Genomic DNA, 22,983 nt, shown 5'->3' on the forward strand with positions numbered 1-22,983 from the left:
GTGTTTTCTGAATGTATTGTTTGTTAATGGCAGCTACCATTAAATCATCTTCAACAATTACTACTTTTATCATCTGTATCACTCCTTTTAAATGTATTAACTTCTTTTCCTTTTCTTATTAAAGCTGATTGTTATAGAACTTCCCGTTCCTTCTTCCGATTCTACTTCTACCGCACCATCACATCTTGTTATGATGTCTGCAATGAGTGATAGCCCGATTCCACGCTTATTACCTTTCGTTGAAAAGTTTTTCAAAAATATCTTATCAGCGGTTTCCTTACTCATACCAATACCTGTATCATCTACCGTAATAATAAGGCCATCCTCATTCCTAAGAATAAATACATTAACTTCTCGTGCATCTTCCTTATCTTTTACTGCATCAAAGGCATTTTCAATTAGATTGCCCAAAATCGTAACTAAATCATTGGCTGAAAGATAATCATTATGTGCTTCTAAATAACTACCTTTTTGTAACGTTAGTCTTATATTTAATTCCTTTGCCCTGTTTTGCTTTCCTAAAAGTAAAGCGGCAATTGTCAGATTCTCAATTTGTTTCGAAATAATATGATACCCTTGATCCGTTTCGGTCTGTGTCGTGGAAATGTAATCTATGGCCATCTGATATTCCCCAAGCTGTAACATACCTAGTATAACATGCAATTTATTAAGATGTTCGTGGGTATTTGCCCTTAATGCCTCAACGATGTGTTTTACACCGGTTAGTTGTTCTGCAAGTTTTGTCACCTCAGTTTTATCTCGTATTAAGGAAATAGTCCCTATTAGTTTTCCCTTCTCAATAATTGGTATGCTATCAATTAAAAAGCTAATATTATTAATTGTTAATTCCTGATTATATACTGTTTTCATAGATTCTATTACAGGATCCTGGTACTGCTTTACAAATAGGTCTAAGGAAGCCTCAGAAACTTCAACGTCTAGATTTGACACCATTTGCTTCATGGCTTTATTAATAAAAATGCATTTTCCTTTTTGATCTGTAGCTAGGATACCTTCTTCCAATGTATCTAATAATTCTTCTCTTTGCAGATACATAGTAACAAACTGAGACGGTTCATGTCCTAACAAGCTTTTTTTAATAGACCTAGTCAGTATATACGCAATTAAAAATCCGACTACCATTACAAATGCAAAAATAAGGATAAACTCTTGAACAATCACATTTCTTAAATCCTGTATCTTGGCTGAATAAGCACTTACCATTACAAACCCGATAATTTCTCCATTATTATCTTTCACACTGGAAAATGCTCTTCTCTGATATGCTTCGGTACCCTTTTTATTTGATATATAAGGGTCGGCTCCTTGTAGTATTGCTTCCTCATCTCCACCAATAAAATGACCACCAATTCTACTTTCTTCCGGGTGATACAGCCGAATTCCTTTTACATTGGCAACTACAATTAAGTCAATTAGGTCAACCTTTTCAATAATCTGTTCCAGATAGGCTTTATTCTCTAAAGTCAAATTATTTTCTTTGATCATATCGATTGTTTTTTGATCTTTGGCAAGTATTTCTGACATATATAAAATCGTAGTATCGATATTTTTATTTAAAGTTTTTAAATCTCTTGTTAGTGTATAGCTAAAAACTACTATTAAAATTGTAATTGCCAGTAAGATATATGAAAACGATATTTTATTCATCAGAGTATGTTTTCTTTTTTTCATAACAATATCCTCCCTATTGTATTATTATAATCTTTAATTAAATTATCCGCCATTTTTTTTACTTTCTAAAGGTTTTCTATAGTTTCACAATATATTCACAGAAAAATTAGCGTGATATACTACGCCTATAAAAACCCATCAGAATAAAGGAGAAGGATAATTATGGATTATAATAAGCTAGCCTTAGAAATGCATGAAAAGAATAAGGGAAAAATAAGTGTTGTTTCAAAAGTAGATGTAAAAACTCGTGAAGATTTAAGTACTGCTTATACACCAGGTGTTGCAGAACCTTGTAGGAGAATACGGGATAATCGCGAGGATGTTTACCGTTATACAGCAAAAGGTAACCTAGTTGCTGTTGTTACTGATGGAACAGCAGTACTTGGTTTGGGAGATATTGGTCCAGAAGCTGGGCTTCCTGTTATGGAAGGTAAGGCAATTCTATTCAAACAGTTTGCAGATATTGATGCTTTCCCAATCTGTCTTGATACAAAAGATACGGAAGAAATTATAAAAACAGTAAAATATATTGCGCCTACCTTTGGAGGTATCAATCTGGAGGATATCTCCGCACCAAGATGCTTTGAAATTGAGAGACGTTTAAAGGAAGAGTTAAATATTCCAGTGTTCCATGATGACCAACACGGAACTGCTATCGTTGTAGCTGCTGGATTAATCAATGCCCTTAAGTTTGTTAAAAAGCCAATGAATGAAGCTAAAGTAGTTATTAACGGTGCTGGATCTGCCGGTATATCCATTTGTAAATTATTATTACAGATAGGAATTGGTGATGCTGTTCTTGTTGATTTAAAAGGAGCTTTATGTCCAGGGGAGGAATGGATGAATCCTGTACAGGCTCAGATGGCTGAAATTACAAATAAAGATAAACAGACTGGTCCATTATCAGAAATAATGAAAGGAAAAGATGTATTTATCGGTGTCTCCGCACCGAATGTCGTATCCGCTGATATGGTAGCGTCTATGGCAAAAGATCCTATTGTTTTTGCTATGGCAAATCCAATACCTGAGATTTTACCAGAGGAAGCAATAAAAGGTGGGGTACGAGTTATGGCTACCGGTCGTTCTGATTATCCAAACCAGATTAACAATGTATTAGTTTTCCCAGGTATTTTCCGTGGCGCATTAGATGTACAAGCTAGTGACATTACAGAAGAAATGAAGATCGCAGCTGCAAAAGCCATTGCAAGCATAATTACAGAGGAAGAATTAAGTGATGATTATATTATCCCAGGTGCATTTGATGAACGTGTAGCCAAGGTAGTTGCTAAAGCAGTTGCTGATGAAGCCATTAAAAGCGGAATTGCTAAGAACTCCATGATGAGAGGGGAATAAAGAATGGACTCAAAAAATCAGGTAAAACAAATGTCTTTCTTAGAAAAATTTATATCCATCGAAATCACTGGAATTTCATTACCATTTTATTTGGTAATTACAGCTATTGTTTGCATTATGATGTCTTTAGGGTGGCTTCCTGGTGGAATGATCGGAGCCTTAGCCGTTATGATGGTTTTTGGTGGATTATTTAATGCAATTGGTAACAATACCCCGATTCTTAAGACTTATCTTGGTGGAGGAGCTATTGCTTGTATATTTATTTCAGCGTTTTTAGTATTCTTTCAACTTATTCCAGCTCCTGTTATAGAAAATGTTGACACCTTTATGAATAAAACCGGATTCCTGAACTTCTATATCGCAGCTTTGATCACTGGAAGTATCCTGGGAATGAATCGTAAATTACTTTTAAATGCTGCAATAAGATTTTTACCCGTTGCATTATGTTCCATGGCATTTGCTATTATATTGGTAGGTTTATTTGGCGTAATAACCGGTTATGGTTTTATCGACGCAATCATGTATATTGCTATTCCTATGATGGGTGGCGGAATGGGTGCCGGAGTGGTTCCATTATCCGGTATGTATGCTGATGCTTTAAACCAGGATTCTGCAGTTATTATATCAAGAATGATTCCTGCTTCTACCCTAGGTAATGTAATGGCTATTATTGGTGCTGGATTACTTGCAAGAATTGGAGAAGCAAAGCCTTCTTTATCAGGCAATGGCAAGCTTATGAAAAAAGATCCTTCCGATATGTCAGAAAATAAAGAGAACAAGCCAAATATTCAGATGCTTGGAATTGGAATTGTATTATCTATATTTTTCTTCTTGGCAGGTACGATTATTAACAAATTCGTCCCAACAATTCATGCTTATGCATGGATGATTATCCTTGTTGCTGTATCAAAAGCTGTGGGCATAATTCCAGAAAAATTCGAGAAATCAGCCCAACAGTGGAGTCAGTTTGTAATGGGCAACTGGACCAGTGCTCTACTTGTTGGAATTGGTATTTCCATGATTGACTTACATGCAGTGGCTGCTTCACTTTCACCTATTTATTTACTTTTAGTAGCCGTTGTTGTCGGCGGTGTTGTACTCGGAGCAGGTCTTGGCGGCTATTTCGTAGGCTTTTATCCTATTGAATCCTCAATTACTGCAGGTTTATGTACTACGAATATGGGAGGTACAGGAGATATCGCTGTATTATCAGCCGCAAAGAGAATGGAATTACTTCCTTTTGCGCAGATTGCAACCAGAATATGCGGTGCACTGATATTAGTTTTAGCAAGTATTTTAATTAAGATATTATTTTAACCATATTAGGAAAGTCCCGTGCTTCTTTAAGCATGGGACTTTCTTGTTTAGGCAGGAGATCAAGCACCTGTAGCCTGTTCTACATAACTGTGAAGCCAGTCTGCCTTTTTATAATAAATTAGAAACGAAATAGAACTTAGGAACCAGGTTAATGGATATGCCCAAAAGATTACCCGTATGTCCGGTATAATACGTACCATAATTGTTATGTAGGTTATGCGGATGACACACCAACAGACAAGCATAACAAACATAGGAATAGTAGATTTTCCAGCACCTCTTAAAATACCTGCTAGACAGTGAGAGAAGGCGAGTAGACAAAAAAACAATGCTTCTGTTCTTGACTGCATAACGCCGAACTCTATGACTTCGGGTTGATTATTAAAGAATCCAATTAGTACCGGTGCAAATATCCATAGTACAATGCCGACAGTTTCTGCCAACAACACCCCAGATAGGATTCCAAAACGGGCACCTTTTTTTACACGTTCAAATTGCTTAGCACCTAGATTTTGTCCGATAAAAGTTGTTAAAGCAACGCTGAAACTAGTAATAGGTAAAAATGCAAAGCCCTCAAGTTTTGAATAACTACCGCAACCAGCCATGGCAATAGAACCAAAATTATTAATGTTGGACTGGACAATAACATTTGCAAATCCTATCACGGAATTCTGAACACCAGTTGGGATACCCATTTTTAGGATTCTTGCAAGCATGTTACGTTGAATGCGTATTTGATTGATTTGTATCCGGTGCTCACCATCGACTCTTAGTAGTTTAACAAATCCAAGAATAGCGCTTACAAACTGTGAGATTACAGTTGCAATAGCTGCACCACCAATACCAAATCCCAGGACAGCTACAAATAAAAGATCCAAAACAACATTGATGATTGCTGCTATAATCAGGTAGTAAAGCGGGTGCCTACTGTCGCCGACTGCCTGAAAAATACCCATGCATGCATTGTACATAACAATGCCAATTCCCCCAGCAAAATACAATTGAAAATACATAATAGAATCGGGAAGTACATCATCCGGTGTTCCCATCATTCTAAGCATCCAAGGTGATAATCCCATTCCCAATGCTGTTACAATTATTCCGGCAATAATTCCAAAAGCAATGGTGGTATGAACAGCAATAGATAAATCCTTCATGTTTTTTGCTCCAAAATAGCGAGCAATAATCACGCCTGCTCCTACGAAGATACCATTTATAAATCCTACAATTAAAAAAATCAAGCTGCCGGAAGAACTTACTGCCGCAAGTGCATCTTTTCCAAGAAAGTTCCCAACAACAAGGGAATCTACAACGTTATAAAGCTGCTGAAATAAGTTTCCCAAAAAGATTGGCATGGCAAAAAATATAATTTTTTTTGAAATTTTTCCTTCTGTCAAAGTTTTACCCTTCCTGTATGTAATTACTTCAACTTTATATGATAGTTGATGTGAAGAATATATGCAAGTCCAAAAAATAATGAGCAATTATTTCAAGGCTTATTCTGATACGATATTAAAAAATTAGTTAGCTTTCTATAAAGCAGCATGATAGAATGATTTAATAGAAATAGAAATAGAAATAGAAATAGAAATAGAAATAGAAATAGAAATAGAATTAGAGTTAGTATATTAAAATAACACAAATTTAGGAAAGGAGTCGAAAAAGGGATAACTACTTTAACACAGCTCTTTGCATCGCAAAAGAAGAGTGTGAACTTATGAAAGAAAGGTATTTGGTGTAGGATATGAGATATAAGGCAATTATTTTTGATCTGGACGGTGTGATTTGTTCTACAGATATGTATCATTACAAAGCATGGAAGCAGCTTGCCGATAAATTACAGATTCCTTTTAATGAAGATATCAATCACAGGCTACGAGGTGTAAGTCGTATGGAGAGTTTGGAGATTATATTAGAACAAAGCAAAGGAAACTTCACAGAGGAAGAAAAACAAAAGCTGGCAAATGAAAAGAATGAGTTTTATATAAAATTGTTAGCGCAGATGAGTGAAAAAGATTTATCAAAAGAGGTTTCAGATACCTTAAAACAATTACGTAAAAAAGGAATTGAACTTGCAATCGGGTCTTCCAGTCGTAATGCACCATATATTTTGGAACGCATTGGATTACAAAATTTTTTTGATGTAGTAGTTGATGGTAATATGATTAAATATTCCAAGCCGGATCCGGAGGTATTTGTAAAGGCAGCACAGAAATTAGGTTATGAGTCTGATGAATGTCTTGTGGTGGAAGATGCTGCTGCAGGGGTTCAATCAGCAATTTCCGGAGGATTTGACTGTGCGGGAATCGGTCAGGCAGCGAAAGCAGAAGGTATCACATATTCCCTTCAAAGCTTATGTGATCTTATTACAATTATGTAAATGGGTTAAAAGAGGAAGGAAAAACACCGCAACACCATAATTTCATCTTACATATAATAAAACAAAGATATGAAATAAAGCAGAAACGGTAAACGGCAGTTTGAAATAAAATTCAAGACTGCCGTATTTTTTTGAGCTCAATTCAGTCTCACATAATAATGCTATTTTAACCTAATCGGTATAAATGTTTCCATTTGTGCCCAGCCTTGTGCATTTGTAATCTCTTTGGGAGTGATAATATGTCCCATGGAATAATGATTAGAGCGAACATCCAACTCAAAAATCTCTGAGTTTTTTATGTATTCCATAGCTTCCTTATATAGCTTACCATTTGTTTCTTCGTCGCCATCTCTATAGACATAAGTCAGATAGTATCCACCTTCAAAATCAACAATCTTGTTGCCACCATCATTCATATCATCACTTAACGCCCACCACCAAACCATACCCTGATTTTCTTCATCAAAAAACAAAAAATCTCTTGGCATAAAATTATCGCTTGCTGAGGGAGTGATTGCAGAAAAATATCTATCAAACTTCCCCAATATACCATCTTCGGAAAAATCAAAGTTCTTATCTACACCAGAAGAAGCAGCTTTAAAAGGTGGCAAAGATATAATCCTAAACTCCATAAGGATACCTACTTTCATTTATTTATATTTATTTTACCATATTATCCCTCATAAAGCCAGCCAATCTATGTTGTAGAAATTGTATTTTCTATAGTAATTTTATGAGTATAGACCATTTTAAGCATTACATAATAATGATTACATAATATTTGGTAATTATGCACAAAAACAATCAATAAATATGTGAAAAGTATAGAAAAAATATTTAACAAACTAAAACTATTGTATTATTACTAGGTAAATAATATAATTTATTTACCTAGTAATAATACATATGTTTACTAAAAAATAGGAGGAAGGTATATGAAAAAGAAGTTAGTGGCTTTATGCGTGTTTTCTTTAGCATTGGTAACAATCTTTACCGGATGCAGTAAGAGCAAGGAGAGTAGCGCAAAAGGAGAAAAAGCAAAAATTCGTTTTGCATCTTGGGATACAGCAGATGGTGTAGATGACCAACAGGCACTAGTTGACAAGTTTAATGCAGCACATGATGACATTGAGGTAACTCTGGAAGCCTACGGAAGTGACTTTGACACAAAAATCAGTGCGGGCATGGGTTCAGGGGATGCACCGGATGTTATGTACATGTGGAACTATCCGGCATATTTTGGGGGATTAGAGCCTTTGGATGGATACATAGATAAAGAAGGAGATAACTATAAGTCTAACTTCTATGAAACTCTTTGGAACTACAACTCCATCAATGATCAGGTATACGGTATTCCAATTGGATTTACGACACATGCCTTATTCTACAACAAGGATATATTTGCAGAAGCAGGTTTGGCAGAGCCTACGGCTGACTGGACCTGGGAGGATTTAAAAGCAGCAGCAAAAACCATTACAGAGAAGACTTCAGCGGTGGGATTTTCATTCCAGATGAAGCCGGATCCTTATGATTTTGAGATGTACCTATGGAGTAACGGAACTACATATTGCGATAAAGATGGCAAACTAGAGGGAAATTTGAATTCTGAGAAATCGAAGGAAATATTACAGATGTTTCAGGATATGGAAAAGGAAGGTTATGCTATAGCTTCAGAGAAGAGCGGTACAGATGAATTCCGTTCTGGTGTTGTGGCAATGTATGTATATGGCTCCTGGGCAATCGATTCACTTAAGGAAGATAAGGTGAACTACGGTGTTACTACCATTCCTGCCTTCGCTAATGCAGGTAAGGATTCTGTAAGTATTTTAAGTTCTTCCGGTATCTCTATGTCCAAGGATAGCAAGAATAAAGATGCAGCATGGGAATTCATAAATTTTTGGACAAATGAAGAAGCAAATAAAGAACGTATCGGTTCGGAATTACCTGTCTTAAACAGCGTTGTAGAGTCAGAAAAGATTATGGAACAGCCGGAATATGCACCTTTTTATGTAATGTTGGAGCAAAGCAAGGGCTATACACCGGCAAGCTTTATAATTAAGGAATGGTCTAAAATATCAGAAAACCTGTCCTTATCCTTTGAAGAAATATTCAACCCAAGTGTTTTACAGAGCCCATCGGATGTATTAAATAATGCGGTACAGCAGTAAAACAGGAAAAGTAAGCAAGAAAGTAAGCTATCTGGGGCACAATGCCCTGGATAACTTACCTCTTTTATAAATTAAAAGAAGGGTTTAGGCAGGTGAAAATTATGAAACGTAAAAAGTTTATAAGAAAAGCAACCCCGTATTTCTTCATTACTCCATGGATAATTGGTTTTTTGGTATTTACTATAGGACCACTTATCTTGTCTCTCGTAATGAGTTTTTTTGATTGGCCGTTGACATCTGAGCCGGTATTTAGAGGATTAGAAAATTACATAGAGATGTTCACGAAGGACACTCAGTTTTGGAAATCTTTAAAGATCAGTCTAAAATATGCAGCAATTTTTGTGCCGTTAAACATGGGAATTGCACTATTCCTTGCGATGCTGATTACGCAGCCGATAAAAGGAGTAAAAATATACCGTACCATTTTCTATATTCCGGCAGTTATTTCCGGTGTTGCAGTTTCTATTATCTGGGGATGGATCTTAAACGGTAACTACGGCGTATTAAATTATTTATTATCTTTAATTGGAATCGAAGGGCCAAGATGGCTGGTAGATCCCGCATGGGCATTACTTGCAGTTATTCTTGCTAGTGCCTTTGGTGTAGGTACAATGATGCTCATATTTTATACAAATATTAAAAGTATACCTATCACTTTGTTTGAAGCAGCTTCTATTGACGGGGCGAGTCCCGCAAGACAGTTTTTCAGTATTACATTACCGATTATAACACCTACAATTTTGTTTAATCTGATAACCTCAATTATTGGTTCTTTCCAGCAGGTTACTTTGGTAATGCTGCTGACTGGGGGAGGCCCGTTAAAGTCTACTTATTTTTACGGACTTTACACTTACAACAATGCCTTTAAGCATCATAAACTGGGTTATGCAAGTGCCAATGCCTGGGTGATGTTCATAATAATATTGATTTTAACAGCACTGGTTTTTAGGTCCTCATCAGCATGGGTATTCTATGAGGCAGAAGCAAAAAAGGAAAATAAAAAGAGAAGGGGAGGTAATAAGTAATGAAGTTATCAAGAAAAACAAAGGTTATTATCTATATTTTACTGACTGCGATTGCAATCTACTTCCTTGCACCTTTTGTATATATGTTCTTTACTACCTTTAAAACCGAGGCAGAGGCGATTGCATATCCGCCGAAGCTGTTTCCATCAAAATTTCTGTTTGAGAATTACGCAAATGCATGGAAATCACAACCCTTTGGCACTTATTTAAAGAATTCAATTTTTGTTACCGTATTGACTACCGCTGGTCAGATACTTTCCTGTTCCATGGTTGCTTATGGCTTTGCTAAATTTGATTTTAAAGGGAAAAACGTCCTGTTCATGATTCTTCTTTCAACGATGATGATTCCCTGGGATGTAACGATGATTCCACAGTACATGGAATTTAATATGTTTGGATGGATTAATACATTAAAACCTTTGATTATACCGGCATGGTTCGGTTCGGCTTATTATATTTTCCTAATGAGGCAGTTCCTGATGGGAGTTCCAAAGGATTTTGAAGAAGCGGCTCGCATTGACGGAGCAAATGCCTTTCAGATTTATTGGAAAATCTATATGCCGATTTTAAAACCCTCCCTTATTCTTGTGGGCGTTCTGAATTTGATTTCGGTATGGAACGACTATCTTGGACCATTGATTTTCTTACAGGACAGAAGTAAATATACACTGGCATTAGGATTAGCTTCTTTTAAAGGAATCCACAGTACGAAAATTATTCCGATGCTTTGCATTACAGTTATTATGATTATACCAACAATTATTGCATTTATTGCTGCACAAAAATATATTGTCGAAGGAACCAGTGGTTCCATTAAATAAGAAAAGCGGCCGGGTAGCTTTTATCAGATAGGTATATGTTCTGTTTTCTGCCCGGCTTTACATTTATCGCAGATACCAAAGCTAACGCATCGTTTGCAGTTAGAGCGCCTAGGCGTTCTGAAACAATATTAGATAAGGAGAAATTGGCATGACGAGGAGAATAGAGAAGAGATGGGAAGACCATCGATTGAGTCATATAAGAAGAAGGGAGGCTCGTACTGCATTTTATCAGGATTCTGCTAACAGGGTCAGTTTAAATGGAGAATGGAAATTTTTATATTTGGAAGCTCCCGAATTATCTCCGGAAGGCTTTATGAATGAAGAGACCGGTATTCAGTGGGATACTATAGATGTTCCCTCAGTATGGCAATTAAGGGGATATGACCGGATGCATTATACTGATGTATTGTATTTGTTTCCTATCAATCCTCCTTTTGTGCCCACCGAGAACCCGACCGGAATTTATAAAAGAAACGTTTCTCTAAGCAAGGAATGGCTGTCTAATGATACAATTTTAAAATTTCATGGAGTAGACAGTGCATTCGATGTATGGGTAAACGGAATACATGCAGGGTACAGTAAGGTCAGCCGTCTTCCAAGTGAATTCGATGTTACAGCCTTTTTGCAGGAAGGAAGGTGAAAATGACATTACAGTACGGGTTTATAAATGGTCCGACGGTTCGTACCTTGAGGATCAGGATATGTGGTGGCTCTCAGGAATCTACCGTGACGTGGAATTGATTAATGAGCCGAAGAACAGCATTATCGACTGCTCTGTAATTGGAGATCTGGATAATTATTACAAAAACGGAATTTTGAAAGTAGACATCACAACAAAGCAGAAAAGCTGCGAGGGTACTTGGAAGCTTATGAGGGCTGGGAAGGAAATGGCAAGGGGTGTATTTCAGACAGAAGCCTGTAAGGCCCATCTTGAGGAGATAGTACTGAACGCAGACCTCTGGACAGCTGAAACACCGAATTTATATGAACTGACCGTATCCATAGGATGTCATGAGGTAAAGGTACGTGTGGGTTTTCGAAGAATTGAAATTATCGACTATAATTTTTGTGTAAATAGCCAGGTTATATTATTAAATGGTGTAAATCATCATGATTTTAATCCAAAAGAAGGACGCTGTGTTTCATATGAGCAGTCAATGGAAGATATCCTGCTTATGAAACAGTGTAATATCAACGCGGTACGTTGTTCTCACTATCCTGCGAATGAACATTTCTATGATTTATGTGATGAATATGGGCTCTATGTAATTGACGAGGCAGATTTGGAATGCCATGGCTTTGAGTGGGTAGAACGGTTTGACTGGATTACCGATGATCCGTCCTGGGAGCAGGCTTACGTGGACAGAAGTGTTCGTATGGTAAAAAGGGACCGCAATCATCCCAGTATTATAATGTGGTCCATGGGAAATGAATCCAGCTTCGGCTGCAATTTTAAAAGTGCTGCGAAAGCTATAAAAGAACTGGACAGCACAAGGCTGCTTCATTATGAAGGAGATGATGAGGCAGAGGTTACAGATGTATATTCTACGATGTATACTCGTTTAAAAAGACTAAAGGAGATAGCCGAATCCGAAACCCAGAGTAAGAAGCCGCATGTAATGTGCGAATACGGGCATGCCATGGGAAATGGACCGGGAGGACTTAAGGCATATCAGGATATGTACCGTAAGTATAAACGACTTCAAGGAGGATTTATCTGGGAATGGTATGACCATGGTATCTATACAGAGGAAGGTGGAGAAACCTATTACCGTTACGGCGGAAATTACGGTGATTTCCCTACCAATGGAAACTTCTGTATCGATGGTCTGCTGATGCCGGACAGAACACCGTCCCCAGGACTCTTGGAGTATAAACAGGTCATTGCTCCGATAGAAGTGACAAGAATAGAAGGAACAGAGAGAGAATTTCAGTTAAAGAATTATTATGATTTCCTTACCTTGGAGCAGTTTTACATGAAGTGGGCGGTACAGGCAGAGGATAAGATTATTCAGGAAGGATGCATAGATCATATGATGGCACCTCCTCATGAAACAGAAAAGGTAATAGTTCCTTTCATCCCTTTCCAACCGGAAGTGAATACAGATTATTATCTGAACATTACAGTGTGTCGAAAGAAAGCAACCAATTATGCAGAAGCCGGTCATGAGATTTCAAAAGTGCAGTTTCCGCTGAGCATATGTTATAATATTCTGGAAGAACGTCCTCAGGGAAAGGCACTGAACGCATCAGAATCAGAAGGTATTTTAACCGTAGAGAACGATGTGGTAACTGCGAGATTTCACAAGGTATTCGGAAACTTACTCAGCGTATCGGCAGAGGGAAAAGAATACTTAAGTGAAGGTCCAGAGATGACGGTATACCGCGCTACCATTGATAATGATATGTATAAAAAAGAGGATTGGATGAATAAATACTATATTCAGAAATCTAGTGAACAGACAGAGTACTTTAGATATGAAGCTGCACAGGATAAAGTGATTGTTTCCATCGGTAAATACTTTAGTTGCTATAATCAATCATGGGGATTCGAATGTGACTTTGAATATACGGTATATTCCTGTGGTCAGGTTAAAGTAAACTTACATGGAAAAGCAATACAGAATGGAAAGCTGGAGCCAGCCTTCCTACCAAGAATCGGTATTATAATGAAGGGAAATAAGGAACTTCAACATGCCGTGTGGTATGGACGCGGACCTGGAGAAAATTATGCGGACAGCAAAGAAGCAAGCATAATGGGGGTTTATTCCAGCTCTGTAGACGAGATGGGAACTAACTATGTATTTCCTCAGGAAAATGGACATAGAGAAGAGGTAAGATGGTTCGGTATCGGAGATGGGGATAAGACACTGCTATGTAAGGCAGAAATACCTCTTGGATTAAATCTTGCAAACTATACCGATGATAGTCTGGAGAATGCGAAACATCCATTCCAAATCCAAAGAGCGGAGGATGTTATTATCCACATGGATTATGTACAGTCCGGATTGGGGAGCAACAGTTGCGGAGAGGAACAGCAGGAGGAATTCAAGGTCAAACTTCAGGATTTTACTATGGCATTTATGTTACAGGTGGTGCCTTGCGGTGAAGAAGTGAAGGAAGCAAAAAGGCACTATCTGGACTAAGAAGATAGAGGAGCGAAGGGCATTACTTCTAGCTAAAAAATAGGGAAGCGAAAGCACTGGTCGCTTGAATTTAGAAAGCAAGAAAGTGAACGAACGGACTACTTGATTTAAGAAAGTAATGTAGTGAGAGTTGATGCCTGAACTTTAAGATGAAAAAAAGAATCATGCCTTGGACAGGGGGAAGGAAGATTATTTGAAATCAGAAAGTATATGAAACAAAGAAATCTTCCTTCAATTATAGAAATAAGGAGCAGAGAAGATGATTAAAGATAGATTTTCAGAAAGATTAAGTAAGATGCTTAGTTCCGATGATTGGATGATTTTGCAGGAGGAATACGAATCGGAAGAAAATCTGAAATTTGAGAGTTTATTCAGCTTATCCAATGGATACTTGGGCATTCGGGGAAGCTATGAAGAAGGAACAAAAGTTACACTTCCGTATTTATATATCAATGGCGTATTTGATAAGTCGGAAACTTTTATGCGTGAGCTTGCGACACTCCCCAATTGGCTTGGAATTAAGCTTTATGTGGAAAAAGAGCTAATTGGAATCGAAGAATGTGAGATTTTAGATTTTTCCAGAGTTTTGGATATGAAGCATGCACTATTAGCGAAGCATGTCTTACTACGTGATAATGAGGGCAGAGAAACCCTGATAGAGGGAATTCGCTTTGTCAGCCGTGCAAATGTACACCGGATGGGAATTAAGCTATATGTAACTCCGATGAATTACAGCGGAATTATTGAAGTGGAAAGCATTATTGACGGATCCATTATTAACTTCTTTGATGCACCCCGTTTTAAAGTAAAGCACACTTATTTGACAGCGAATGAAAAGCTGGATGAAAACGGTGCTTATATGGAAGTGGCAACAAGGGACAATCATCTGCATGTAGGTACCGGATGCCATATAGAAGCTTATAAAAATGGAGAATGCATCTTGAAAAACAGAATGTTCCATGCATTTGGAGAGCAGGCGGTGGAATTCTCTGATTTTCATGCAAACAAAGGTGAAACAGTAGAAATTGTGAAATATGTATCTATGTATACAGAACGTGACGTGGCAAAATACGCGCTACATACAAGGGTAAAAGAAGAAGTGGATACTTTCATCCAGACCGGTTTTGATGAAGAACTGTCTGTACATAAAGCTGTTTATACAGACATGTGGAAAAAGGCAGATATTCGAATTGAAGGTGATTTTGAGTTAGACCGTGCCATACGCTTTAATCTCTTTCATCTGATGAGTACAGGAAATGAACATGACGATAGAGTAAATGTTGGTGCAAAGCTACTTTCCGGTGAAGAATACGGCGGACATGCTTTCTGGGATATCGAGTTGTTTATGCTTCCATTTTTCTCATATGTCTTCCCTAAAACGGCGCGGAATCTAGAGACTTACCGATACCGCCTACTGGATGCAGCAAGAGCAAACGCTAAGAAAAATGGATACCAAGGTGCACAGTATCCATGGGAATCTGCGGATGACGGTACGGAGCAGTGCCCAGACTGGACCATTGAGCCGGATGGTACCTGCTATCGCTGCTATGTAGCGGTTTATGAGCATCATGTAACAGCAGCAGTTGCTTATGGTGTATATAACTATGTAAAAATTACAAAGGACTGGGATTTCTTCTTCAACAAAGGTGCAGAGATTTTAACGGAAACAGCAAGATTCTGGGCAAGCCGTTGCGAATATGTGGCAGCAAAAGACCGTTATGAAATCAATCAGGTAACCGGTCCAGATGAATGGCATGAACCGGTAAATAATAACCTTTATACAAACTATCTGGCAAAATGGAATTTACGCTATGTAATTTCTTTAATCGATACCCTAAAGAAGGATTACACCAGTGAGTATCATAAGCTGATTGAAAGAACAGGCCTGACTCCGGATGAAATTGTAAAATGGCAGGACGTTCAGGAAAAAATGTATCTTCCAAGAAAAGAAGGCACCAGCCTTTTGGAACAATTTGAAGGATATTTTGAATTGGAGAATGTGGTAATAGAGAAATACGATGAGAATGACTGGCCAATCCGTCCGGAAGCATTAAAAAACAAGAGGGCGAGAGAGACACAGATCATCAAGCAGGCAGATGTTGTCATGCTGCTTCACTTAATGGGTGAGGAATTTGATGAAGAGATGACAAAATTAAACTATGCTTACTATGAGAAACGTACCCTTCATGGCTCCTCTTTAAGCCCAAGTATTTATGCAATTATGGGTCTTAAGGTAGGAGACAATTCCAAAGCATATCGTTATCTGCGCCGTGCGGCTTCCATTGATTTGCTGAATCTGCAGAAGAATACTAGAGAAGGAATTCATGCTGCCAATACGGGTGGTGTGTGGCAGACAGTTGTATTTGGATTTGCAGGAGTTTCTATCGATGAAGATGGTGAATTATCTATTCGCCCGAATATGCCAAAGGAATGGGAGGGCCTGACCTTCCGTATTCATTATCTGAATTCCTGGTTAGAGATAAGGATTAGTGCAGATAACAGCGCCTTGGTAAAAGTATTGGAAGGAGATCCTATAGCAGTAAGAATCAATGGAGAAACAGTAGAAGTATAAAAGGAGGACACATTCATGAAGAACAGGCTTGCGATCTACGGTCTTATATTAGTTACGATTATATGGGGCGGCGGTTTTGTTGCGAGTGATATGGCATTGGAGAGTATGGGTCCGTTTCAAATTATGGTAGTGCGGTTTCTGTTAGCAACTGTCTTGATGGGTTTCATCAGCATCAAATCCCTGAAAGGAATTAAAAAAGCAGAGGTAATGGCAGGGGGACTCATGGGAGTCGCCCTCTTTATCGGCTATGCATTTCAGATTGTCGGGCTACAATATACAACACCATCCAAGAATGCGTTTTTAACTGCATTAAATGTTGTGATAGTTCCATTTATTTCTTTTTTAATTTTAAATAAGAAAATTGGGGCTAGAGGAGTGGTTGGTGCCCTGATGTCGGTGGCGGGAGTTGCTCTTTTGTCACTAGACAGTAATTTTTCTCTGGGTTTTGGAGACGGTCTAACTCTTATCTGTGCTTTCGGTTTCGCATTCCAGATATTTTTGACAAGTGAGTTTGTTAAGAAATATCGTACTACTGTATTAAATTTTATTCAGATGGCAACTGCCTTACTATTGTCAGTAGTGTGTCTGGTTGGCTATGGAGAGGTTAATTTTGAGGTTACAACCAAGGGTTTCTTGAGTGTGCTTTATTTAGGCGTTATCAGCACAACAGTCTGTTATTTGCTTCAGACTGCTTGCCAAAAATATGTAGATGAAACAAAGGCTGCAATTATCTTATCTATGGAGTCTGTATTCGGAACGATATTTTCGATTATTATTCTGCATGAAATCATTACACTTCGTATGGTTATCGGCAGCGCGGTTATATTATCAGCAGTTGTCATATCGAATCTGTCGGAAATACAAGAGGAGATGGAAGAAGTAACGCAATAACTTTAACTGGGGACTTTCTACCCTTATATCCCTACAGTAAATTGATATCAATGTACACATTTGGGACTTGTAAAAAAAAATAGAAAAAGGTATAGTAAAGGTGTGATTTGGTGAATTCCACCTTATTCAATTCAACAGTAAAGTTGCGCAATCCCAGGTATACATTATAGTTGTGGATCAAGATGATAAAATAAAAATAATATAGGTGTAATACTGATCTCTCATTAAAACCTTACTAAAAAATCCTTGCAAAAACTCATAAATTCAAGATTTTCACAAGGATTTTTTAGATGGGTTTTATAATCGAGATAAGTATAAGGAAGGATAGAATAGTGGCAACAATTAAAGAAATAGCTGAAATGGCAGGTGTTTCTGCTACAACGGTATCCCGTGTCCTTAATTTCGATGATACATTGAATGTACAGGATGAGACAAAGCAAAGAGTGTTTGAGACTGCGGAACGGCTAGAATACCAAGTGAAGAATAAAAAGAGAAGTAAAAAGAAATTAAAGATAGGCATGCTATCCTCATATTCTCTGGAAGAGGAGCTGGAAGATACTTTTTATCTTTCGGTACGCGTCGCAATTGAGAGAAAATTAGAGGAAGAAGGCTTCAAAAAAGTCATCGTTAATATAAGAGATTCTGTAGAGAGCGTATCCAATCTGGACGGGCTGATTTGTCTTGGTATCTTTAGTGAATCTATGGTAGACAAAGTGAAAGCCTTTAATAAGCCGGCCGTGTTTGTAGATACCATTGGTGATAAGGATTTATTTGATTCAGTATTAACCGATTTGAAGTATTCTGTGAAGGAGGTACTGAATTATTTTTTACAGGAAGGGCATAAGAAAATTGCCTTCATCTGCGGTCTGGATGTGGATGCTGACGGAAAGGAACTAGTGGACGTAAGAGTTCCTATCTTCCGTTCCTATATGGAAGAAAAGGATTTGCTGAATGAGGACTATATTAAGATAGGAGGCTACACACCGAAGCAGGGGTATCGTCTGGGGAAAGAGCTCGTGTCGATGGAATCAAGACCGACTGCTATCTTAGCAGCGAATGATTCTATAGCTGTGGGATGTTATAAAGCGATACAGGAGGCAGGTCTTAGGATTCCGGAGGATATCAGTGTGGTCGGGTTTAATGACATATCGATCGCGAAGTACTTGGTCCCTCCCCTCACTACAGTTCATATTTATATGGACTTTATGGGAGCTCAGGCGGTGAATATGCTTTCTGAGAGAATCTATTCAAACCGAGATATCAGTATGCATGTTTCAATTCCTACAAAGTTGATGATTCGTGGAAGTGTTTGCAAATGGAACGGGGAAAGTTAGGATTAATTTAACCTCTCAGTGAAGTCCATCGCTTCTGTAAGCGGGGGACTTCACTGTTTCAGCAGAGTTCAAGCTCCTGCTGAAATGCCACGTAGTAGCAAAGAGGTTATGAGCAAGTAGCGTAAGCGGATTGCGAATATCCACTTTGACTAAACCTATGCTTCTGTTGTTATTGGAAGAATAAATAAGCGGATAAACTGATATTCAAAATCAGTTTATCCGCTAATATTATTTATACATGAAAGGACTAGCTTACTAATTATTTTTTAAAGCTTAAAGTTATATGTTAATCAAAGGAATGTAAGGATGAAAAAGTAGTATTCATATCATGTATATAGTTATAAAGGAAAAATCCCTCGAAAAATCTAGGGATTTTAAGAGTGGGAGACTGGATCTGGCTTTTTTAATTTTTTTTTCTTCTATACTGGACATATTATTATTAAGAGTTTTTCATTTTTTCTCTCTACAAAATTATAGGTATATTTTGGATTTATAAAAAGCCGTTGCTTCCTATTTTTATATATTTTTATTTTATCAAATATTTTGTGAAATAAAACATGACAGAAAAAATCATATCAAAAGCTGTCAGATTAACTAAAACATACCAGTGTATAAAAAAAATCACTGCATATACTAAGAGCGTAACAAACAACAACATTTTCTGACTAAAAAACAGCTTGATAATACCATTAGGTAGACAGTTTAGAGAGTCAGACCTTGAAATGGAGGAGTTTATTATGAGTAGAAACCGTGTAGAAGTTCCAGAAGCAAAGGAAGCATTAAATCGTTTTAAGATGGAATGTGCATCTGAAGTTGGTGTACCTTTAACTAACGGATATAACGGTAACTTAACATCTTACCAAAATGGTAGCGTAGGTGGACAAATGGTTCGTAAGATGATTAAGGCACAGGAAGAACAGATGGCAGGTAAATAGCCAAAATAGAGTACAGAAATAATCTCTAGATAAATAATGAGTCATTCTGCTAATTGCAGTAATCTCATAATAAAACAGCAACCGACAAATGTCGGTTGCTGTTTCCTTTTGTACTTATTCAAGACACGGACAGTTCGTAAAGCATATTATTCTATTCTCCTCTTCGGTTGATTGGCACTATATATTCACAATTATCAGTAAGAACGTAAACTTCTTATAATCGTTTTAATTTTATGAAATAATGGTAAAATACATGGTATGTTTGCACTAAACGTTGAAAAATTGATTGACATTTAGCAAGAATATACTACAATATGATTATATGCAAAATAAAGTAAGTGAATTGATTTTTTCGATGTTGTATCGATGAAAATTCAAGAATTCCTGTAGATTAATGCATTGTGTAATATACTAAGATACTTTCTAGTAAGAAATTCTTTTATTAAAGAATACATACGGAATGTTAAAAAAAGTAATTACAAGAAACTGAAATTGGAGTATAATATATGAGAGTTATCGCTGGAAAAGCTAGAAGAACATTGTTAAAAACCCCAGAGGGATTAGATACCAGACCAACGACAGATCGCATAAAGGAAACATTATTTAATATTCTTCAGGGAAATTTAGCTGATAGTTGTTTTTTAGATTTGTTTAGCGGAAGCGGTGCTATCGGAATAGAAGCTCTGAGTAGAGGAGCAAGTTTTGCAGTATTTTCTGATACAAGTAAAGCTGCAGTTGATTGCATTAAGGCAAATATCAAAGCAACCCATATGGAAGGACAAGCTGAAGTCTTTCAAAAAGATGCAATTTCAACAATAAAGGCGATGGAAGTAGCAGGTAAGGTGTTTCAGATTATCTTTATGGATCCACCTTATGACTGTGGTCATGAAAAAATAATTTTGCAAATGTTAGAGCAATCTAACATGATAGATGAGGATACGATAATAGTGGTAGAGGCCTCTTTGGCAACGAAATTTGATTACTTAGAGAAAAGTAGGTTTCGCGTATACAGAGAAAAAGAATATAAAACGAATAAACATGTTTTTATAGAAGTCATAGGCTAAGGAACCGTCGATCCCATAGTTTGGAGGAATTTGATGAAAATAGGGATATATCCGGGCAGCTTTGATCCAATTACATTAGGACATCTTGATGTAATTAAGAGATCTGCGAAAATTATGGATGAATTAGTGATTGGAGTATTAGCGAATAGTTCCAAAACTCCATTATTTACCGTAGAGGAAAGAGTAAAGTTAATAGAATGTGTAGTAAAAGACTTACCGAATGTAAAGGTAATGGCTTTTGATGGTTTAACGGTAGATTTTGCGAAGGATTTAGGTGCTAAATTTTTGATTCGTGGTTTACGTGCGATTACTGATTTTGAATACGAATTACAAATTGCTCAAACAAATCACAAATTGGATGAGGAAATTGATACGGTATTCTTTACAACGAGTGTAGAATATTCCTATTTGAGCTCAAGTATTGTAAAGGAGATAGCTAGTTTTGGCGGTGACATATCGAAATTTGTCCCAAATAGTATTATTGAAGTGATTTATGACAAATACAATGGAAAGAGGAGTGAATAAGATGGGTATCAGCAGAATCGAACAATTGATAGAGGATATATATGAGTTTGTAGAAAGCTGTAAGATGCAGCCACTTTCTCAGACGAAGGTAATTGTACCGAAAGATCAGTTATATGATTTGTTAGATGAGCTGAGACTTCGCACACCGGATGAAATCAAGCGCTATCAAAAAATTATTGCAAACCGTGATGCAATTATTGCAGACGCAGAGCAAAAGGCACTAACGATTCAAGCTGAGGCGAAGGAAAAAGCGAAAAATCTAATTAATGAGAATGAGATTATGCAACAGGCTTATTATCAAGCGAATGAGATGGTTAGCTCTGCAAGTGCTCAAGCAGAATCAATCTTAAAGAGTGCGAATGATGATGCAGAGCAAATTCGTGAAGGAGCACTCGCATACACCAACGAGATTCTTTCTGATGTTGAGAAAATCTTATCCAATGCTTATGAAAGTACTCGTCAAAAATCAGAGACTTTAGTAAGTTCATTAAAGACAAGTCTTGATATTGTAATTAATAACAAACGTGAGCTTGTTGATTCACTCACTCCACATCAGGATTTCGTGGCTCCTACACAAGAATATATAAAAGAGGAGCAACAGCCAGAAGAAAACTATGATGATGGTGATTATGACTTTGATGAGAATACATTTTTAGAAGATATTGATTAATGATTGCTCCCACTACTAAATTCAGATTTTTTTGGGCTCTATGTCAAGTCTTGGGGTATGATTGTTATCAATCATGTCCCATTACTGGATGTAGAGCTATTTTTTTGTATAAAGAGTATATTTTAACCTCATCAGAAAATCCTCCGCTTCTTTAAGATTGAATATTATACCAAAAAAAGAAAATACTGTTTGTTTACAATTTAACAAAGTCAAATTATAATTAATAATGTTAACTAATTATCTGCAATATAAGGAGAAACAGATGAGAAAAAAAATATCAATTGTAATTAGTGGTTTACTTGCCGTTTCAATGTTGTTCACTGGTTGTGGTAAGAATACTACAAAAACAGATGGTAACAATGCAGCAAATGATGTGGAAGTAAATGGACAAGAGCAGAGTAATGATACCGAGAACTCAAATGAAGCTACTAACAAACAAGCGGATATTGTTGTTATTGGTGCTGGCGGAGCAGGTATGAGTGCTGCAATTCAAGCTTCGATGGACGGTGCAACTAACGTTGTTATATTAGAAAAAATGGCACAAACAGGTGGTAATACAACTCGTGCAACTGGTGGTCTAAATGCTTCTGAAACAAAGTATCAAGAAGCGGACGGAATTGAAGATTCTAACGAACTTTTTATTCAAGATACGATGGCTGGTGGTAAGAATTTAAACAATCCTTTATTAGTAAAAACTCTCGTTGAAAATTCAGCAGAAGCGGTTGATTGGGTCAATGAAATTGGTGGTGACTTAAGTGTTGTTGGTATGTTTGGCGGTGCTAGTGTAAAACGTATTCATAGACCAAGTGATACAAGTGCAGTTGGTCCAATGCTTGTGAAAACATTAAATAAGCAATTAGAAGAAAGAAACATTCCTGTACTATTAGAGACAAAGGCAGAAAAAATTTTAGTCGATGAAGCTGGTAAAGTAATTGGAGTTCGAGCTACAAATTCAGAGGGTGAATTTGTAATTGACTGTAAAGCAGTTGTACTCGCAACTGGTGGTTTCGGTGCAAACCAAGAGATGGTTGTAAAATACAACTCTAAATTATCTGGTTTTAATTCCACAAATCATGTTGGTGCTACAGGC

19 protein-coding genes are annotated in these 22,983 nt (G+C 37.1%); 16 read left to right on the plus strand and 3 right to left on the minus strand.

The window, feature by feature from the left end; translation table 11 throughout:
* Positions 1–96: 96 nt before the first annotated feature.
* Positions 97–1,692, minus strand: a complete 1,596-nt coding sequence (locus tag RTP52_RS02435; protein ID WP_312369006.1) for a sensor histidine kinase — start codon at positions 1,690–1,692, stop codon at positions 97–99.
* Between the two features lie 162 nt (positions 1,693–1,854).
* On the opposite strand from RTP52_RS02435, the gene RTP52_RS02440 reads away from it, so the two are divergent.
* Both RTP52_RS02440 and RTP52_RS02445 read left to right on the plus strand, forming a co-directional pair.
* The gene (locus tag RTP52_RS02440; protein ID WP_312104943.1) at positions 1,855–3,045 is read left to right on the plus strand and encodes an NAD(P)-dependent malic enzyme; all 1,191 of its coding nucleotides are present in this window, start codon (positions 1,855–1,857) and stop codon (positions 3,043–3,045) included.
* A gap of 3 nt (positions 3,046–3,048) precedes the next feature.
* Positions 3,049–4,362 carry a 2-hydroxycarboxylate transporter family protein gene (locus tag RTP52_RS02445; protein WP_312104941.1) on the plus strand — a complete coding sequence of 438 codons (1,314 nt, stop codon included), beginning with the start codon at positions 3,049–3,051 and terminating at the stop codon, positions 4,360–4,362.
* A gap of 59 nt (positions 4,363–4,421) precedes the next feature.
* Here the strand turns inward: RTP52_RS02445 and RTP52_RS02450 are convergent, their stop codons facing one another.
* Entirely contained in the window at positions 4,422–5,717 is a 1,296-nt protein-coding gene (locus RTP52_RS02450; RefSeq protein ID WP_312104955.1) for an MATE family efflux transporter, read from the minus strand.
* Between the two features lie 389 nt (positions 5,718–6,106).
* Between RTP52_RS02450 and pgmB the strand changes: the two genes are divergently transcribed.
* A complete protein-coding gene (pgmB, locus tag RTP52_RS02455; RefSeq protein ID WP_312104939.1) occupies positions 6,107–6,742 on the plus strand; it encodes a beta-phosphoglucomutase in 636 nt (211 codons plus the stop codon).
* A 161-nt stretch (positions 6,743–6,903) separates the two neighbouring features.
* Here the strand turns inward: pgmB and RTP52_RS02460 are convergent, their stop codons facing one another.
* Positions 6,904–7,374, minus strand: a complete 471-nt coding sequence (locus tag RTP52_RS02460) for a hypothetical protein (RefSeq protein ID WP_312104937.1) — start codon at positions 7,372–7,374, stop codon at positions 6,904–6,906.
* A gap of 303 nt (positions 7,375–7,677) precedes the next feature.
* Here RTP52_RS02460 and RTP52_RS02465 point away from each other — a divergent pair, with 303 nt between their 5' ends.
* From RTP52_RS02465 to RTP52_RS02525, 13 genes are all read left to right on the plus strand, one after another.
* Positions 7,678–8,910, plus strand: coding sequence for an ABC transporter substrate-binding protein (locus RTP52_RS02465; protein WP_312104934.1), 1,233 nt, complete (start codon positions 7,678–7,680; stop codon positions 8,908–8,910).
* A gap of 101 nt (positions 8,911–9,011) precedes the next feature.
* Entirely contained in the window at positions 9,012–9,935 is a 924-nt protein-coding gene (locus RTP52_RS02470; RefSeq protein ID WP_312104931.1) for a carbohydrate ABC transporter permease, read from the plus strand.
* Positions 9,935–10,756, plus strand: a complete 822-nt coding sequence (locus RTP52_RS02475) for a carbohydrate ABC transporter permease (RefSeq protein ID WP_312369008.1) — start codon at positions 9,935–9,937, stop codon at positions 10,754–10,756. The genes RTP52_RS02470 and RTP52_RS02475 overlap by 1 nt, the downstream gene beginning before the upstream one ends.
* Before the next feature lie 148 nt (positions 10,757–10,904).
* The gene (locus tag RTP52_RS02480; RefSeq protein ID WP_312369010.1) at positions 10,905–11,396 is read left to right on the plus strand and encodes a sugar-binding domain-containing protein; all 492 of its coding nucleotides are present in this window, start codon (positions 10,905–10,907) and stop codon (positions 11,394–11,396) included.
* Positions 11,365–13,902, plus strand: a complete 2,538-nt coding sequence (locus RTP52_RS02485; protein ID WP_312369012.1) for a glycoside hydrolase family 2 TIM barrel-domain containing protein — start codon at positions 11,365–11,367, stop codon at positions 13,900–13,902. The genes RTP52_RS02480 and RTP52_RS02485 overlap by 32 nt, the downstream gene beginning before the upstream one ends.
* 259 nt (positions 13,903–14,161) lie before the next feature.
* Positions 14,162–16,474, plus strand: a complete 2,313-nt coding sequence (locus RTP52_RS02490) for a glycoside hydrolase family 65 protein (protein WP_312369014.1) — start codon at positions 14,162–14,164, stop codon at positions 16,472–16,474.
* 15 nt (positions 16,475–16,489) lie between these two features.
* Entirely contained in the window at positions 16,490–17,365 is an 876-nt protein-coding gene (locus RTP52_RS02495; RefSeq protein WP_312106564.1) for a DMT family transporter, read from the plus strand.
* A 332-nt stretch (positions 17,366–17,697) separates the two neighbouring features.
* On the plus strand, positions 17,698–18,699 hold the full coding sequence (locus tag RTP52_RS02500; protein WP_312106566.1) for a LacI family DNA-binding transcriptional regulator: 1,002 nt from the start codon (positions 17,698–17,700) through the stop codon (positions 18,697–18,699).
* A 737-nt stretch (positions 18,700–19,436) separates the two neighbouring features.
* A complete protein-coding gene (locus RTP52_RS02505) occupies positions 19,437–19,634 on the plus strand; it encodes an alpha/beta-type small acid-soluble spore protein (protein ID WP_312106568.1) in 198 nt (65 codons plus the stop codon).
* A 506-nt stretch (positions 19,635–20,140) separates the two neighbouring features.
* Entirely contained in the window at positions 20,141–20,698 is a 558-nt protein-coding gene (gene rsmD / locus RTP52_RS02510) for a 16S rRNA (guanine(966)-N(2))-methyltransferase RsmD (protein WP_312102235.1), read from the plus strand.
* A 33-nt stretch (positions 20,699–20,731) separates the two neighbouring features.
* Positions 20,732–21,223, plus strand: coding sequence for a pantetheine-phosphate adenylyltransferase (gene coaD / locus RTP52_RS02515; RefSeq protein ID WP_312102237.1), 492 nt, complete (start codon positions 20,732–20,734; stop codon positions 21,221–21,223).
* On the plus strand, positions 21,192–21,893 hold the full coding sequence (locus RTP52_RS02520) for an ATPase (RefSeq protein ID WP_312102240.1): 702 nt from the start codon (positions 21,192–21,194) through the stop codon (positions 21,891–21,893). Before coaD ends, RTP52_RS02520 begins: the two co-directional genes overlap by 32 nt.
* Positions 21,894–22,155: 262 nt before the next feature.
* Positions 22,156–22,983 (plus strand): FAD-dependent oxidoreductase (locus RTP52_RS02525; RefSeq protein WP_312369018.1); only part of this gene is annotated, 828 nt, incomplete at its 3' end.

Source organism: Lachnoclostridium sp., from assembly GCF_031997925.1.
GTDB lineage: Bacteria > Bacillota > Clostridia > Lachnospirales > Lachnospiraceae > Lachnoclostridium.

What these genes read in the sequence shown, in the direction of transcription:
- RTP52_RS02435 (WP_312369006.1), bottom strand. Translation starts at nt 1,692, where the DNA reads ATGAAAAAAAGAAAACATACTCTGATGAATAAAATATCGTTTTCATAT.
- RTP52_RS02440 (WP_312104943.1), top strand. Translation starts at nt 1,855, where the DNA reads ATGGATTATAATAAGCTAGCCTTAGAAATGCATGAAAAGAATAAGGGA.
- RTP52_RS02445 (WP_312104941.1), top strand. Translation starts at nt 3,049, where the DNA reads ATGGACTCAAAAAATCAGGTAAAACAAATGTCTTTCTTAGAAAAATTT.
- RTP52_RS02450 (WP_312104955.1), bottom strand. Translation starts at nt 5,717, where the DNA reads ATGCCAATCTTTTTGGGAAACTTATTTCAGCAGCTTTATAACGTTGTA.
- pgmB (WP_312104939.1), top strand. Translation starts at nt 6,107, where the DNA reads ATGAGATATAAGGCAATTATTTTTGATCTGGACGGTGTGATTTGTTCT.
- RTP52_RS02460 (WP_312104937.1), bottom strand. Translation starts at nt 7,374, where the DNA reads ATGGAGTTTAGGATTATATCTTTGCCACCTTTTAAAGCTGCTTCTTCT.
- RTP52_RS02465 (WP_312104934.1), top strand. Translation starts at nt 7,678, where the DNA reads ATGAAAAAGAAGTTAGTGGCTTTATGCGTGTTTTCTTTAGCATTGGTA.
- RTP52_RS02470 (WP_312104931.1), top strand. Translation starts at nt 9,012, where the DNA reads ATGAAACGTAAAAAGTTTATAAGAAAAGCAACCCCGTATTTCTTCATT.
- RTP52_RS02475 (WP_312369008.1), top strand. Translation starts at nt 9,935, where the DNA reads ATGAAGTTATCAAGAAAAACAAAGGTTATTATCTATATTTTACTGACT.
- RTP52_RS02480 (WP_312369010.1), top strand. Translation starts at nt 10,905, where the DNA reads ATGACGAGGAGAATAGAGAAGAGATGGGAAGACCATCGATTGAGTCAT.
- RTP52_RS02485 (WP_312369012.1), top strand. Translation starts at nt 11,365, where the DNA reads ATGTTACAGCCTTTTTGCAGGAAGGAAGGTGAAAATGACATTACAGTA.
- RTP52_RS02490 (WP_312369014.1), top strand. Translation starts at nt 14,162, where the DNA reads ATGATTAAAGATAGATTTTCAGAAAGATTAAGTAAGATGCTTAGTTCC.
- RTP52_RS02495 (WP_312106564.1), top strand. Translation starts at nt 16,490, where the DNA reads ATGAAGAACAGGCTTGCGATCTACGGTCTTATATTAGTTACGATTATA.
- RTP52_RS02505 (WP_312106568.1), top strand. Translation starts at nt 19,437, where the DNA reads ATGAGTAGAAACCGTGTAGAAGTTCCAGAAGCAAAGGAAGCATTAAAT.
- rsmD (WP_312102235.1), top strand. Translation starts at nt 20,141, where the DNA reads ATGAGAGTTATCGCTGGAAAAGCTAGAAGAACATTGTTAAAAACCCCA.
- coaD (WP_312102237.1), top strand. Translation starts at nt 20,732, where the DNA reads ATGAAAATAGGGATATATCCGGGCAGCTTTGATCCAATTACATTAGGA.
- RTP52_RS02520 (WP_312102240.1), top strand. Translation starts at nt 21,192, where the DNA reads ATGACAAATACAATGGAAAGAGGAGTGAATAAGATGGGTATCAGCAGA.